The following is a 13,679-nucleotide window of genomic DNA, read 5'->3' as shown; positions in this document are numbered from 1 at the left end:
GTTCACCGGGTGTGGGGGAATCACTCCGGAGACGGGACCAGCCCTCACTTGATCGCTCCGCCGGCGGCACCGGCGGTGACATAGCGCTGAGCCACGACGAGCAGCACGGCCGCCGGGAACGACGCCAGAACGGCGGTGGCCATGATGGCGTTCCACTGGTTCGTGTGAGCACCCATGTACTGGTAGATGCCCAGGGTGATCGGCTGCACGGTCCCCGTGGTGGTCAGCGTGAGGGCGAAGAGGAAGTCGCTCCAGGTGAAGAGGAAGGTGAAGAGGCCGGCAGTGATCAATGAGTTTGCGCTCATCGGGAGCACGACGGCGCGGAAGGCACGCAGCCTCCCGGCGCCGTCCACTCGCGCGGCCTCGATGATCTCCCTGGGAATGCCTTGCATGGACGACCGCAGAATGATGATTGCGAAGGGCACCCCGGCGGTGGCGTCCGCGAGGATCAGTCCGAGGTAGGAGTTCAGGAGTCCCAGGTCGTTGTAAGCGACGTACAGCGCATTGGCGATGGCGATGCTCGGCACCATCTGTGTGATCAGGACGCCGAAGAGCACGAGGTTGGTTCCTCGGACGGGGAGCTGGGCCAGCGCGTAGGCCGCAGGGGCGGCGAGCCCGAGGCTGAGCGCAACACTGCCGAGGGACACGACGAGGCTGGTGACGAGACTGTCCCCCTGATCGCGCAGTGCGGTGGCGTAACCGCTGAAGTCCGGGTGGAAGGGGAACCAGCCTCCCTGCAGTGGGTTGCCGGCGGGCTGCAGGGACGCATTCACCATCCAGTAGACGGGAAACAGCATGAGCGCGAGGAGGACGATCCCGATGATGGTGGACGGCCACCCACGTTTGCTTGCGCGCGTCACCGGGCCGCCGCTCCGTTGTTCTGGGCGCGCCGGTTGGCGCGCAGGTAGACGACGGCGAAGACGAGCGAGATGACGATGAGTACGTTGCCCATCGCCGCGCCGCGCCCGAAGTCGAACTGCTGAAAGGTCAGATCGTAGGACTGGGTGGCGATGGTCTGCGTGGCGTTTGCCGGCCCTCCGCCCGTCACTATGAGGATGATGTCCAGCACCTTGACCGTGTAGACCACGCCCAGCACCAGTACGACGCTGACCACCGGCCGCAGTAGCGGCCAGGTCACATGGCGGAACGACGCCAGTGGTCCGGCACCGTCCAGCTTCGCCGCCTCATACAGATGTGTGGGGATCTCCTGCAGGCCGCCGTAGAGAATCGTGGTGTTGAAGGGGATTCCGACCCAGATGTTGATGAGAATCACCGACACGAGCGCCTGTGAGGTGCCGGTGAGCCACGGTATGCCGGACGACATGAGGTGGAGGTCGCGCAGCGCGTCGTTGATGACACCGGTGTCGGTGTCGAGCATCCACTTCCACGTCGTTCCGGAGACGACCAGCGGCAGCAGCCACGGCAGCAACAACAGCGACCGCAGAACGCGGCCGAGCGGGAAGCGGCGCTGGAAGAAGAGGGCCAAGGCCAGGCCGAGCACGAACTGCCCGACTATCGAACCAGCGGTGAACAGGACCGTGGTCAGCAGAGCCTTGGAGAACAGGTCCGACGAAAGGATCTTTGAGTAGTTCTGCAGCCCCACGAACGGCGCCTCACCAGTGTAGAAGGTCGTGGTCGTGTACTGCTGCAAGCTCATGACGACGTTCTTGACGAGCGGGTACCCGAAGAACAGCAGCAGGTACGCCGCGGCGGGCACGATGAACATCCCATGGGCGATCCGCTCCCAGATGCGTGCCCGGGCCACGGTCCTGGCCCTTCTGCGCACGTCTTCATCCCGCTGCTCCACACCGGTGGGGGGTGTCCGCGTGGCACCGGCGCCGTCTTCTTGCACGGTGCTCATCCGAAGGGCCGGGGACAGATCAGGAAGTGGTCGCCATCTGCTGCGCATGCTTGAGCGCTTCCTCCGGAGTCTGCTCGCCCGTCAGCGCGGACTGGATCGCGGTGTATATGGCGGCCGCTGCTTTGGGCCACTTGACGTTGAGCTCGCCGGTCCGGTCTCGCGCCCGCTCAACGCTTGTGGCGAAGGCAGCCATCGACGGGACCTGCTCGGCGAACTGCGAGGCCACCGGGGTGCGGGAGGGCACGGTGAAGTTCTGCTTGGCCAGGGCGAGCATGTGCGTGGAGTCGTTCAGGCATGCGAGTACGTGGGCGGCCTTCTCCTGCCGGGCCTTGGAAGCGGTCTGCGGGACCGTCCACACCTCACCGCCGAGCGGTGTGACAAGAGTCTGCCCGTTCTGGCGGACGGGGATGGGGGCCACACCCCAATGCAGGTTCTTCGCCTGGTTCAGCGCGGAGATCCGCCAGGGGCCGTTGACCATCATGGCTGCCTTGCCGGCGACGAACTGGTCGTGGACATCGGCCTGGGTCCAGTTCAGTACCGACTTCGACATGGATCCGCTCTTCACCAGGTCGACCCACAGCTGGAGTGCCTGCGCGGCCTGCGGCGTGTCCAAGTGCTTCTCGTCCCCGCCGTTGGACCACAGGAAGGGCAGGAACTGCCAGGTGCCCTCGAACGTGGCGTTTGCGTCGACCGCCATGCCGTAGCGCCCCGGGCCGGTCAGTTTGGTCGCTGCCACCTTCAGCTCGTCCCAGGTGGTCGGTACGGCGACACCGGCCTGGGAAAGCATGTCCTTGTTGTAGAAGAGGGCGATCGTGCTCACCGTGGGCGCCAGTCCGTACACCTTCCCCTGGTAGGTGCCTGCCGACAGGATGCCTTTGGTGAAGCCGCTGGAGTCGATGCCGTACTGGTCCAGCGGGGTCAGCGCGCCGCTCTGTGCGATCTGCTGCAGGTCGGGGTTGTCCAGCATCAACAGGTCGGGAAGAGTTCGCGACGACGCCTGCTGCAGGACCTTCGGGATGAGCGACGCCCCCGGAACGCTTCTCTGCTCGACCGTTACGCCGGCGGTCCTGCCGCAGGCGGTGAGCCGCTCGCCCCATTGGGCGTGTTCGGTTGCGTCGGTGTAGTAGTCCAGCGCGGTGATGGAGGTCACCTTGCCCGTGGCGGATCCGGCTCCGGTACCACCGCCGCATCCAGTGGCAGCCAGTGTCAAGGCGATGGTTCCGAAGAGGGTGGTGATCCGCCGTGCCGACGGTCTGGCTGGGGAGATCATGCTGGCGCCCTTCCCGAGTGACGTCCGCGGCCGGAGTGTCGGTCCAGGAAGGTGATACGCAATCCCGGACGGCCCGCCGCGACTCGATCAGCGCGAGCCTCACGAAGATCAGGCGTCCGGGTCGTCGATGAGACGATCCATACCCGCGTCCTATTGTTCGAATGGATGCTATAGGACGCTGCTGACCGGTATGCGTCGAGCATGGGTCAGACCGAACGTCCATCACCTGCTCAAAAGCGTTGTGGATACCCCTCGCCATAGCCGCAACCGGGGTCGTGTGAGGCGGCTTCCCTGATCATCGCTGCCACGGCTCCGGGCTGTGACCACACAACTGCGTGCGAACCGTCCAGCAAGTACTCAGTGGCCGCCATGCGCTGGGCCATGAACCGCTGAGCGGTGGGATTGAGTACCTGGTCGGCGGTCGCGATGGCGTACCAGGACGGCTTGGAGGCCCATGCCGGTGGGCCCGATCTACCGGTCAGCGCGCTCCTGGCGATCGGGCGTTGCGTCACGGACAGCACTCTCTGGACGCGGGGCGGCAGGTCGACGGCGTACACCTGGGGGAACCGGTCCCTGCGGATGTACAGCTCCCCTTCCGGGGCGGTGGGATTCTGGGCGGGCAAGGTGGCGGTGAAGGTTGCGTCGGTCGCGGGCGTCGGGGCGAAGCGGCTTGTGATGTCCAGGACGCATTCTCCATGGTCCAGGCCGAACGCAGCCACGTAGCACAACGCCACGACGTTGTCGGTGTCGGTAGCGGCATGGGTGATGACCGCGCCGCCGTAGCCGTGGCCGACGAGTACGACGGGGACGTTGATCCGGCGCACCACGCTCCTGAGGTAGGCGGCGTCCTGCGCCAGGTCACGCAGCGGGTTCGCGGGGGCGCGCACAGTCAATCCGGCGGCGTGAAGGAGGCTGGTGATCCCCGCCCAGGATGAGGCGTCGGTGAACGCTCCATGCACGAGCACGATGGTCGGAGCCGCGTGGGTGGGTTTCATCATGTCGGTGGCCTCCGACTGAGTGGGGGTCCTCCACTCAAGCGCGATCGGCAGGGGCGGGCATCGCGTGAACGTACCAACCGGCCCACTCAGTTGTCGGGCAAGGCCATGACGAGGTTGGCGAGTTGCACGCGGGAGTTGATCGACAGCTTGCGGAAGGCGGAGGTCAGGTGAGTGTTGACCGTGTGCGGGGAGACGGTGAGCAGGTCGGCGACCGACCGGTTGGTGTGGCCCTCGGCGACGAGGCGCGCGACCTTCTTCTCCGAGGCAGTGAGGGCTTCCCATCCTTGGACGGGACGCTGCGAGGTCGCTGCCCTGCGGCTGCCGGCCCCTACGCCGTCGAGGAACCTCCGTACGCGTGCCGCGGCGGCGTGGGCGCCCGACTCGGCGAACGCGCCGTGGGCGTGAGTCAGGGCTTCCACAGCCTGCGGGTTCCGGCCTGCCGTCAACAGCGCCTGTCCGAGGTCGGCGTAGGCAGCGGCTCTGACCAGTGGGCGAGGGCTCGCCTCGAGTAGTACCACGGAGTGTTCCAGCAGGGCGGGATCGCCGTTGACGAGCCCGTGGGCCTGCGCCGCGATACCCGTGGCGGTGGGCACGGCAGGGTTACGTCGGGCGTGGGCTTCGGCCTGGGCGGCCAGGTCCGCGGCCAGTTCGTGGTCCGCTCCTCGCAGGGCCATGCGTATCGCGGAATCGACCCAGGTGCGCAACAGCCGCCAGCGCATGAAGAAGCCTTCCTCCTGCACCTGCCTGATCTTTCCCATGGCACGTCCGATGTCTCCGTCGACCTCGGCGTGGATCGCTTCCAGGAAGCGCACCGCGGCCGTGTTCCCCGGGTTCGGTTTGGCCGCCAGTCGTTCTTGCGCTGCGGCCAGGTGCTGCCGCGCCGCTTCCCGGTCGCCGCGCAGAAGGGCCGTCCGGGAGCGGATCACGCGACCATTGACCTGCTGGACGGGTCCCTGTACGTCGTCTTCCAGACGCTCCATGGTCACCAAGTCGGCGTCGGCGTCGTCGAGTCTGCCAAGCCCCAGATGCTGCTGAGCCTGTGCCCACAGCAGCATTGCTTGGCGGGGTGAGTCGGCGTGCTCCGCCGACCGCAGGAGCAGCCGCTCGCCGGACGCGAAGTCGTCCAGGTGCTGGTACGCGACGATCTCCTCGGGAAGGAAAGCGGAATCGACCGCGCTGAGCGCGGTGAAGCGCCTGAGTGCGATGGCAAGCTCACCCGCGTTGAGCGCGGTTTCGCCGAGCCCGAACAGAGCCAGGACGTGTGCCTCGCGGTCACCGATCTCGATCGCGGCACGCAGCGCGTCTTCGCCCGCCTCACGCGCCGGGACAAGATCATCGCCCCGGGACAGGGCCAGCGCGCGCAGGGCGGCCAGCCTCGCCTCGATCTCCGGCGCGGCGCCCCCGACCGCGAGGGCCGTTTCGGCCCGGCGGCGCAATTCGTCGGCGCGGTCCAGGTTCCACAGCGTCCCGCCGAGGGCGGCCTGCAGCCGGCTGAACACCTTCGGGGACGGTCCTGAGGCCAGCAGTCGGTCGCCGGTCGACAGCGCCTCTCGATTCCTGCCGGCCCGCGTCAGGCACACGATCGCTTGCTCACCCACCACGAACCTCGACGGCCGTGGGCACGGCACCAATTCCAGGGCGCGTGTCATAAGGTCGGCCGCGAGGCCGGGCGTGACAGGCAGTGCGTCGTCAGCGGCTCGCCGCAACAGCGCCACCGCTTCCTCGTCGCCGGGCAGGGCGCCCCTGAGGAGGTGCGACACCGCGTCGATCGGCTGGTGGCCCACAGAAACAAGGTGGTTGGCTGCCTCTCTGTGCAGCGCCTTCCGGGCCGACGGCGGAATGCCGACGTAGACCGCCTGGCGCAGCAGATCATGCCGGAAGGCCAGTTGGTCGCCGTCGTCGTCCAGGAGTCCGGCGCCCACCACTTCATCGAGCGCATCGATCAACGAGGCAGACGGTTGGCCGCAGAGCGCGGCGGCGTCCTGGAAACCGAACCTGCGTCCCAGCACCGCTCCCATCTGAAGGAAGCGCAGCGTGCCGGGCCGCAGGGACCTGAGTCTGCCGCGCACGCCCACCACGAGCCCTGGAGGCAGGATTTCCCCTGAGCCGTCGGCGGCCTGCAGTCCGGCGAGCATCTCGACCGCCAAAAACGGGTTCCCGCCTGCTCCGTCGAGCAGGTCCCTTACCCGCTCGTCAACTGCTGCGCCCAGGGTGTCGCCGGCCAGTTGACCGATGGCCGAGCCGGACAGTGGGCCCAACTGCAGAGTGACCGTGGGCAGTTCATCCGCGGCAGCTGCGACGATCTCCTCCGCCGGCCCGTCGGGTCCCTGTCGCCCGGTCAGCATCCACAGAACCGGCGAGGTCCGCAGGCGTACCGGCAGTTGCTGCAGGGCGAACCGGCTCAGCGGATCGGCCCACTGCACGTCGTCCAGGGCGATCAGCATCGGCACGCTGCCGGCTCTGGCTTCGATCGCCTCCGCCAGGCGCTCCACCAGCCAGATCCGCTGATCGTATTTGCGCTCAAGATCGACAAAGGCATCGCCGGACAGCAGCGGCTGATCGCCGTGCAGGATGCAGGCCGCGAACGACGAGAGCGGCACGATGTGATGCAGCTCATCGGCCTTGCCGAGGCCGACGGAGAATCCCGCCGCCTTGGCCCGGGCGACGGCATCGGCGAGCAGTGTGGTCTTGCCGATACCCGGTTCGCCCCGGATCAGGGTCAGCGCGCCGCTTCCGGTACGGGCCACCGAGGTGATCAGCGCCTGCAGCTCTTCGACCTCGGCCTCTCGGCCGCGCAGACCGGATCGGGACGTCGATCCGCCTGGCACCGCCACGTTGCCCCTTTCGATCCCCACTCGCCGGCCGGAGCCGGGCTCAGCCCAAGCGGAATGGTGACTCCGCCGTTCGGCGTCGCCCGCGGGCGCCGGGTGGCGGCTCCGGCGGGTGCGGACGACGCGCTGGCTGCCCACTATCGCAAGAATGGCAGCTCAGCGCACACCCGGTTCATGGGTCGAGTGGCTCGGTCACCGTCACGCCGCCGTCAGAAGCCCTGATAGGGCTGGGCGGCAGGGCGGCGCCCGCCAGGGGTTACGGGAAAGCCCTACTAGCCGACGAGCTGGACATGACGTCGGGCCGGCGGCAGGTTGGCATGCCGGCGTGGCCGCGCCCCTGAATCCTCCGACACCCTTGACGCGCCATGTGGCGAGGAGGGGGTACCAGGCCCCCGCACCCCGGGATCCCGCCACTCGGCGGGGGACATCCCGTACACGGCCCGGAACGACCGGCTGAAGTGGGAGGCGCTGGTGAATCCCCACTTGCGCGCCACCGTGGCGATGGTCAGGCCGGCCGCCTCCCACCGGGCCAGATCGCGTCGGCACTCCTCCAGCCGGCGGCGCTGGATCCACTGACTGACGGTGATGTCGTCGGTCTGGAAGAGCTTGTGCAGGTAGCGGACGGAGATGTGGTTGGCGCGAGCTATGGCCTCCGGCGTCAGGTCCGGATCGGCGAGGTGCCGGTCGATGAATGTCTGGATCTCCAGCAGCCGGGTGACGCTCGGCGTGTCACCTGCCTCCTGGCGAAGTCGTTCCTCGGCCAGCATGGCGAGCAGGTCGATGACGTTGCTGGCCAGCACCCCGCTGGTATTCGACGGGCACGTTGCCGCCGTGTCCACGACCCTGGTCAGAAAGGGTGACAGCAGTGAGCCCATTGTTGTGTCGGGGCGGAGAGGTGTCGCCGTGATCCGTTGCAGATCGGCCTCTCGCAGACCCAGGAGCCGCCGGGGCAGGATGATCGACTTCATCTGGAACGCATGGGGGAATTCCATCTGTATCGGGCGTGTCATGTCGTAGAAGATGATCTCCCCGGGTCGCAGGCCGGCCTCACGCGCGTCCTGCTCGAATGTGGCGACACCTCTGACCAAGAGCGTGACGACCAACTGCTCGTCCTCACCTCGTCCGATGAGCCCCGGAGTCCGGCATACGCGCATCGGATCGCCGTCCACCGTGGCGACCTGCAAATGGCCCAGCCGGGAGGTTCGGATGGTTCCCGAGTAGGCCTCGTCGGGGACGGCAATGTCCACCGCGGCGAATGTTCTGGACAGGGCTTCGCGCCAGTACGTCCCTCGGTGATGGGTGGGCACCGAATCCGTGGTGTAGAGGGTGTCCGAGAGCTGCCTGGGCTCCTGTGTCAATGAACTCGGCGACATGATCGCTGCCTCTCGGCCGGTGTGCTTTCTGTGCACCCTGCCAGCGGGCTTGGGTCGACACATCGCGTGAATACGCTAACTAGGCCTTTCACCTGTGCGCGGGGGCGCTGGAGCGGGTGACTTCGTTCCGGGTTCCGGCCGGCTACGCGACAGCGCACCGACACTCCCACGTCATCCGTCAGCCGGTATGTCCGCTGCCATCCGTGCGCTGCTGGTACAGCGGTGGTGCGCGCGCGGGCGACTACTGCCCGCACCGGGGTCCTAGCGTGTGAGCAACGGCACCGGAGTGCTTTGCACGTGATCCGGGTCGTTCTGCCGGAAGGTCCGGCTCAACAGCGACAGGCCACGAGTGCAGCGCGCTGCCTCTCAGCGCTCTCCCCGGGACACGCCGTTCCGTTTGTTTGTCCGTCCTGGCCGTGCCCGGCACCGTGCCTGCACCGATGCCCCACCGGCGCTCGGTGACCTCACCTCCCATGGCCTCATGACAGGGCCACCGAAAGGACTTCCATCATGCGACTCCGAGGAAGACGACTGCCTAAGTCCCGCGTGCTGGCCGCCGCATGCGCCCTGGCCATCGCCGGGGCGGTGGTGCCGGCCACCCAAGTGGTCGCGCAAGCCGGCACCACGAAGGACCACGGTCCCAAGCCGACGATCGTGCTCGTACATGGGGCGTGGGCGGACGCGTCGAGCTGGAATCCGGTGATCAGCCGCCTCCAGCACGATGGCTACATCGTCGTCGCCCCACCCAACCCGCTGCGCGGCGTTGACTACGACGCACAGACCCTGAAGAACTACCTGGCCACCATCGAGGGGCCGATCGTCCTGGCTGGCCACTCCTACGGCGGCGTGGTCATCACCAACGCCGCCGCGGGCAATCCCCATGTCAAGGCCTTGGTCTACGACGACGCCTACATTCCTGCCCAGGGCGAGACCGTGTTCCAGATCAACGCCGCCCAGCCCGGTTCGTGCGTCACCGCCGACCCGTCGACGTTCCTGAACCTGGTGCAGTACCCCGGTGCTCCCCAGGGCGACTACGACGCCTACCTCAAGGTCGCGCCCAACGGCGCCTACCGGGGATTCGCGGAGTGCTTCGCCAACGGTGTCCCCCGTGCCCAAGCCCGGCTCCTGGCGGCCGGACAGCGCCCCTTCGCGGTCAGCGCAGGATCCGAACCCTCCGGTACGCCCGCCTGGAAGACCATCCCCTCCTGGGCTGTGGTCGGAACCGCCGACCATGTCATCCCGTCAGCTGAGCAGCTGGCCATGGCCACCCGTGCGGGAGCTCACATCACCACGGTCAATGCCGGTCACCTGTCCCTCATCACCCGGCCCGGCGTGGTGACCGACGTCATCGTCGACGCCGCCCGAGCGGCCGTCCGCCCCTGACACGGACGTCCGGCCGACTCCCGATGCGGTCAGCGCCGACCGGCCTTGCGGCCGATCGACTTGTGCCTCGTCAATGACGAAGCGCGAGGGTCATGCCCGTTCTGGCTCTCGTACCCCTATCGAAGACTGCCGGCCGGCACACAGCGCTTCCACACGAGCCGGCCTCCCGGCACACCCCTCAAGAAGGTGCTCATGTCTGCAAGGCCACGAGTTCAGAGCCCCCGTCGGCTCGCTGACGCAGAGACGTCTCAGGGTGTGCCGGGCCGGCTGGTCGCGCTGCTGGCTGTTGCCTCCGGTATGACCGTGGCCAACGGTGGCCCTGCGCGTGGCACTGCCACAGCCGAGCTCACAAGCAGGGGTGAATGACGACCCTGTGACTGATCCGCGCCCGCGAGAGAATTCCGCCGCAGCCGGTCCCACCGCGGCGTAGCGAGCTCGGTAGGTGCCCTGGTCATAGGGGGCCTTCCACCAGCTGAGCTCGTCCTACGCGGCGGACAGTAGGTTTGGTACTGTCCGCAGAGTTCTTCCTGTGATTCTTCCTGGTCATTCCTGTCCGGCTGCGATCTGATCAGATCGGTGGCCCGCCCCCCTCAGGTTGCTCTGTTCCATGACGGAGGGGGCCGAAGGCCGCATCCACGCGGAGCAGACCGTGACGGCCCTGAGGGCTGCGCGACCGCATGACCTTGTCAAGGAGTTGGCGTGTCGTTGATGCTGTCGACCTCGCTCCTGTCCCCGTCGGATCGAGCTGCTTTCTGGCACGACGCCGTATCGAGAACGTTCGTCCCTCTGGACGTGACCCTGTACGAAGAAGCTCCTTCGGCGGCGACGATCAGCACCAGTCAACTGGACTCCATACAGATCTCTACGGTCACGGCCGGATCACAGACGGTCATCCGCAGCCCGCGGATGATTGCGAGGGACGGTAGGGAGTATCTGATGCTGACGCTCCTGCACCAGGGGATCGCCGAGCGTTCGCAGGACGGGCGGGAGGCATTGGTACACCCCGGGCAGTTCTCGCTCTCCGATTCCAGGCGGCCCTTCAGCAAGACGCTGCGGCAGGCATTCAGTTTCACCACGTTCCACTTCCCGAGATCCCTTCTGGGGGTGACCGACCATGATCTGCAGGCGGTGACCGCCACGGCCTTCGGCGGAGACGAGGCCTCCTCCGCTCTGCTTGCCGGGCACCTGGAGCGCCTGAACAGGGCGGCAGACTCGCTCACCCCGCCGCAAGGCCGCCGACTCGCTCGGATCACCTGTGATCTGCTGGTCTGCCTGATCCAGGAGCGGCAAGGGCGGCTGAGCCCACAGGCTCCCGCGGCAGCCGATGCCATGCTGATCCGCATCAAGGAGCACGTGCTGCGGCACTTGGAGAACCCCGAGCTGGCTCCCGCGGACATCGCCTCTGCCCACCATGTGTCAGTCAGGTATCTGCACAAACTCTTCGAGTTCGAGGGCATCACCGTGGGTCGGTGGATCCAGCAGCAGCGCCTGGAGCGTTGCCGGACGGAACTGGCACGGCAAACTCCCCACGCACCAAATGTGGCGGCCGTGGCCCATCGATGGGGCTTCGCCAGCCCCTCCCATTTCAGCCGTGTCTTCCGGCTCGCCTACGGCACCACCCCCCGGGAGTGGCAGGCGACCGCGCGCATGAGCCCTACGAGCTGACCGGGCTCTCCCACCGGACGTGGCCCCCTTTTCGGATGCCGACGCCCAGCTGCGGTGTGAGCGCCCGAAGGGCGCGGTCCGGTCCCGATGGGATGCCGATGAGCTCGGGGCCGTCGCTGCCGCACTGAACGACGGAAGGGCCTCCTGGTAACTCGCGGTTGTCGAAGCCGGCGAGCTGCCAAGAGGCCCTGTTGCAGCAGTCTTACGTGGTCACGTCCATGGAGGAGAACTCGTCCGTCCCGGGGGGATGACCGTCTCGCCCACAGGTCCGGGAATGCGGCCGACCACCCGGTTCGGGAGCCCCGATACGGCTCGACCAAGAGCTCCGACGGGAGAGTCCGGCCGTCTGTCGCCTCGTCAGCTCGTCGCGCGCACCGCGTCGAGGATCAGTTCGGCGACCTCCTTGGGCCGGGAGACGGCCACTGCGTGCGAGGCGCCCTCGATCTCGACGGTCGTAGCCCCGGCCCGCTTCGCGCCGAAGCGCTCGACCTCGGGGTTGATCGCCTGGTCCGCGCCGGCCACGAGTGCCCAAGAGGGCTTCGTCTTCCACGCGGCGGCCGGAGCCGCCTCCGTGAATGCCGAGGCGGCCAGTGGGCGTTGCGCCACCGCGAGGAGCTTGGTGGCGGCGGCCGGGACGTCGGCGGCGAAGATGTCCGGGAACGCCTCGGCCTTGATGGTGACCTCGACCGCAGGCTCCGATCCCGCTACCGGGTACGTCGCCTCCTTCAGGTTGCTGACGAGCGGCGAGAGGGGGAAGCGGCCCTGCAACTCGCCCAGGCTCTCCCCCTCATCGGTGACATACGCCGCGACGTAGACCAGTCCGACGACGTTCTCCGCGGTGCCCGCCACGGAGATGACCGCACCGCCGTACGAGTGGCCGACAAGCACCACTGGACCGTCGATCTGAGCAGCCACGGACGCGATGTACGCGGCATCGGACACCAGACCGCGCAGCGGGTTCGGCGGCGCGACCACGGGGACACCGTGGCTCTGCAGTTCCGCGATGACCCCGGTCCAGCTGGCGGCGTCCGCGAAGGCTCCGTGCACGAGCACGGCTGTGGGGGTGGGGTTTGTGGTCATGGTCGGGTGTTCTCCCTGTTGTCGGGGGGTTTTGGAGGCCAGCGCGGAACGCGGTGTCAGCCCGTGTGGAGCGCGGTGCGCAGGGTGCCGGTGGCCAGCGTGATGGCGGCCTGGGCGGCGTGGGTTTCGCGGAGGGCGTTGAGCATGACGAAGTCGTGGATGATGCCCTGGAAGCGGACGGCGGTGACGGGGACGCCGGCCTGGCGCAGCTTGTTGGCGTAGGCCTCGCCCTCGTCGCGCAGCACGTCGGCCTCGCCGGTGATGACCAGGGCCGGCGGCAGCCCGGTGAGCTGCTCGGTGGTGGCCCGCAGCGGGGAGGCGGTGATCTGGGCGCGTTCGTCCTCGTCGTTGGTGTACTGGTCCCAGAACCACTGCATGCCGTCGCGGCGCAGGAAGTAGCCGGTGGCGAACTGGTGGTAGGAGCCGGTGTCGAAGTTCGCGTCGGTGACCGGGTAGAAGAGCACCTGCTGGACCAGCGGTACGTCGCCGCGCTCCTTGGCCATCAGTGTCAGTGCGGCGCTCATGTTGCCGCCCACAGAGTCGCCGACCACGGCCAGCCGTGCGCCGTCCAGGTTCTTGGACGCGCCCTGCTGGACGACCCACTGCGCGACCGTGTAGTTCTGCTCGATGGCGACGGGGTAGCGGGCCTCCGGGGAGAGGTCGTACTCGGGGAAGACCACGGCGGCGTTAGCGCCGACGGCCAGTTCGCGCACCAAGCGGTCGTGGGTGTGGGCGTTGCCGAACACCCAGCCCGCGCCGTGGATGTAGAGGATCACCGGCAGGATCCCCTCCTCGCCGGCGGGCTTGACGATGCGCGCGCGGACACTGCCCGTCGGGCCGCCCGAGACAGTGATCCACTCCTCGTCCACGGCCGGCTCGTTGCTCCCACCGGACTGCACTTCGTCGACCGCCTTGCGACCCTCGGCCGGCGGCAGATCGAACAGGTAGGGCGGATTCGCGGTCGCTTCGGCGAAAGCGGCCGCGGCCGGCTCCAGCACCGGCACAACCGGCTCCACAACGTCGGACATGTGAGCCTCCTGTGATTCACGACGCACCGGTTTCTCCGGCGCGGCGACTCCGGGCCAGACACATGGGTCTTCCGCGGAGCCGTCGGTCACCACACTAAATCCCTGAAGACGGCGGGGATTGACCACCAGTGCACAGGTGCTGACCCCACAGTGCACGGGAATGGGACCAGTGCGCTGTCGGAAACAATGC

At 67.7% G+C, this 13,679-nt stretch carries 10 protein-coding genes; 2 read left to right on the top strand and 8 right to left on the bottom strand.

What is annotated here, in order from left to right:
• Positions 1-44 precede the first annotated feature (44 nt).
• The 6 genes from G3I60_RS25640 to G3I60_RS25615 all read right to left on the bottom strand — a co-directional run bounded on the left by G3I60_RS25640 (position 45) and on the right by G3I60_RS25615 (position 8,333).
• Positions 45-797 carry a carbohydrate ABC transporter permease gene (locus tag G3I60_RS25640; protein WP_164297438.1) on the bottom strand — a complete coding sequence of 251 codons (753 nt, stop codon included), beginning with the start codon at positions 795-797 and terminating at the stop codon, positions 45-47.
• A 59-nt stretch (positions 798-856) separates the two neighbouring features.
• Positions 857-1,726, bottom strand: coding sequence for a carbohydrate ABC transporter permease (locus G3I60_RS25635; RefSeq protein WP_239070234.1), 870 nt, complete (start codon positions 1,724-1,726; stop codon positions 857-859).
• Positions 1,727-1,880: 154 nt separating this feature from the next.
• Positions 1,881-3,131, bottom strand: a complete 1,251-nt coding sequence (locus G3I60_RS25630) for a sugar ABC transporter substrate-binding protein (RefSeq protein ID WP_239070216.1) — start codon at positions 3,129-3,131, stop codon at positions 1,881-1,883.
• A 230-nt stretch (positions 3,132-3,361) separates the two neighbouring features.
• Complete coding sequence (locus G3I60_RS25625; protein WP_239070214.1) at positions 3,362-4,129, bottom strand: alpha/beta fold hydrolase; 768 nt, start codon at positions 4,127-4,129, stop codon at positions 3,362-3,364.
• Positions 4,130-4,215: 86 nt separating this feature from the next.
• Positions 4,216-6,963, bottom strand: a complete 2,748-nt coding sequence (locus tag G3I60_RS25620; protein WP_164297417.1) for an AAA family ATPase — start codon at positions 6,961-6,963, stop codon at positions 4,216-4,218.
• Between the two features lie 269 nt (positions 6,964-7,232).
• The gene (locus tag G3I60_RS25615) at positions 7,233-8,333 is read right to left on the bottom strand and encodes a helix-turn-helix domain-containing protein (RefSeq protein ID WP_164297419.1); all 1,101 of its coding nucleotides are present in this window, start codon (positions 8,331-8,333) and stop codon (positions 7,233-7,235) included.
• 510 nt (positions 8,334-8,843) lie between these two features.
• Between G3I60_RS25615 and G3I60_RS25610 the strand changes: the two genes are divergently transcribed.
• Positions 8,844-9,716, top strand: coding sequence for an alpha/beta fold hydrolase (locus G3I60_RS25610; protein ID WP_164607761.1), 873 nt, complete (start codon positions 8,844-8,846; stop codon positions 9,714-9,716).
• 708 nt (positions 9,717-10,424) lie between these two features.
• Positions 10,425-11,381 carry a helix-turn-helix domain-containing protein gene (locus G3I60_RS25605; protein WP_203673856.1) on the top strand — a complete coding sequence of 319 codons (957 nt, stop codon included), beginning with the start codon at positions 10,425-10,427 and terminating at the stop codon, positions 11,379-11,381.
• A gap of 357 nt (positions 11,382-11,738) precedes the next feature.
• Here the strand turns inward: G3I60_RS25605 and G3I60_RS25600 are convergent, their stop codons facing one another.
• Positions 11,739-12,461: an alpha/beta fold hydrolase gene (locus tag G3I60_RS25600; RefSeq protein WP_164296978.1), complete on the bottom strand. Its 723-nt coding sequence runs from the start codon at positions 12,459-12,461 to the stop codon at positions 11,739-11,741.
• Between the two features lie 56 nt (positions 12,462-12,517).
• On the bottom strand, positions 12,518-13,489 hold the full coding sequence (locus G3I60_RS25595; protein WP_164296976.1) for an alpha/beta hydrolase: 972 nt from the start codon (positions 13,487-13,489) through the stop codon (positions 12,518-12,520).
• Positions 13,490-13,679: the final 190 nt, after the last annotated feature.

Origin of the sequence: Streptomyces sp. SID13666 (genome assembly GCF_010548325.1) — a bacterium.
Classification (GTDB): Bacteria; Actinomycetota; Actinomycetes; order Streptomycetales; family Streptomycetaceae; genus Actinacidiphila; species Actinacidiphila fildesensis.
This window is presented reverse-complemented; position numbering and strand designations above follow the sequence as displayed.

Coding starts and splice junctions, on each gene's coding strand:
- G3I60_RS25600 (WP_164296978.1), bottom strand. CDS start 12,461: ATGACCACAAACCCCACCCCCACAGCCGTGCTCGTGCACGGAGCCTTC.
- G3I60_RS25640 (WP_164297438.1), bottom strand. CDS start 797: ATGCTGTTTCCCGTCTACTGGATGGTGAATGCGTCCCTGCAGCCCGCC.
- G3I60_RS25605 (WP_203673856.1), top strand. CDS start 10,425: ATGCTGTCGACCTCGCTCCTGTCCCCGTCGGATCGAGCTGCTTTCTGG.
- G3I60_RS25625 (WP_239070214.1), bottom strand. CDS start 4,129: ATGATGAAACCCACCCACGCGGCTCCGACCATCGTGCTCGTGCATGGA.
- G3I60_RS25635 (WP_239070234.1), bottom strand. CDS start 1,726: ATGTTCATCGTGCCCGCCGCGGCGTACCTGCTGCTGTTCTTCGGGTAC.
- G3I60_RS25595 (WP_164296976.1), bottom strand. CDS start 13,489: ATGTCCGACGTTGTGGAGCCGGTTGTGCCGGTGCTGGAGCCGGCCGCG.
- G3I60_RS25610 (WP_164607761.1), top strand. CDS start 8,844: ATGCGACTCCGAGGAAGACGACTGCCTAAGTCCCGCGTGCTGGCCGCC.
- G3I60_RS25615 (WP_164297419.1), bottom strand. CDS start 8,333: ATGTCGCCGAGTTCATTGACACAGGAGCCCAGGCAGCTCTCGGACACC.
- G3I60_RS25630 (WP_239070216.1), bottom strand. CDS start 3,131: ATGATCTCCCCAGCCAGACCGTCGGCACGGCGGATCACCACCCTCTTC.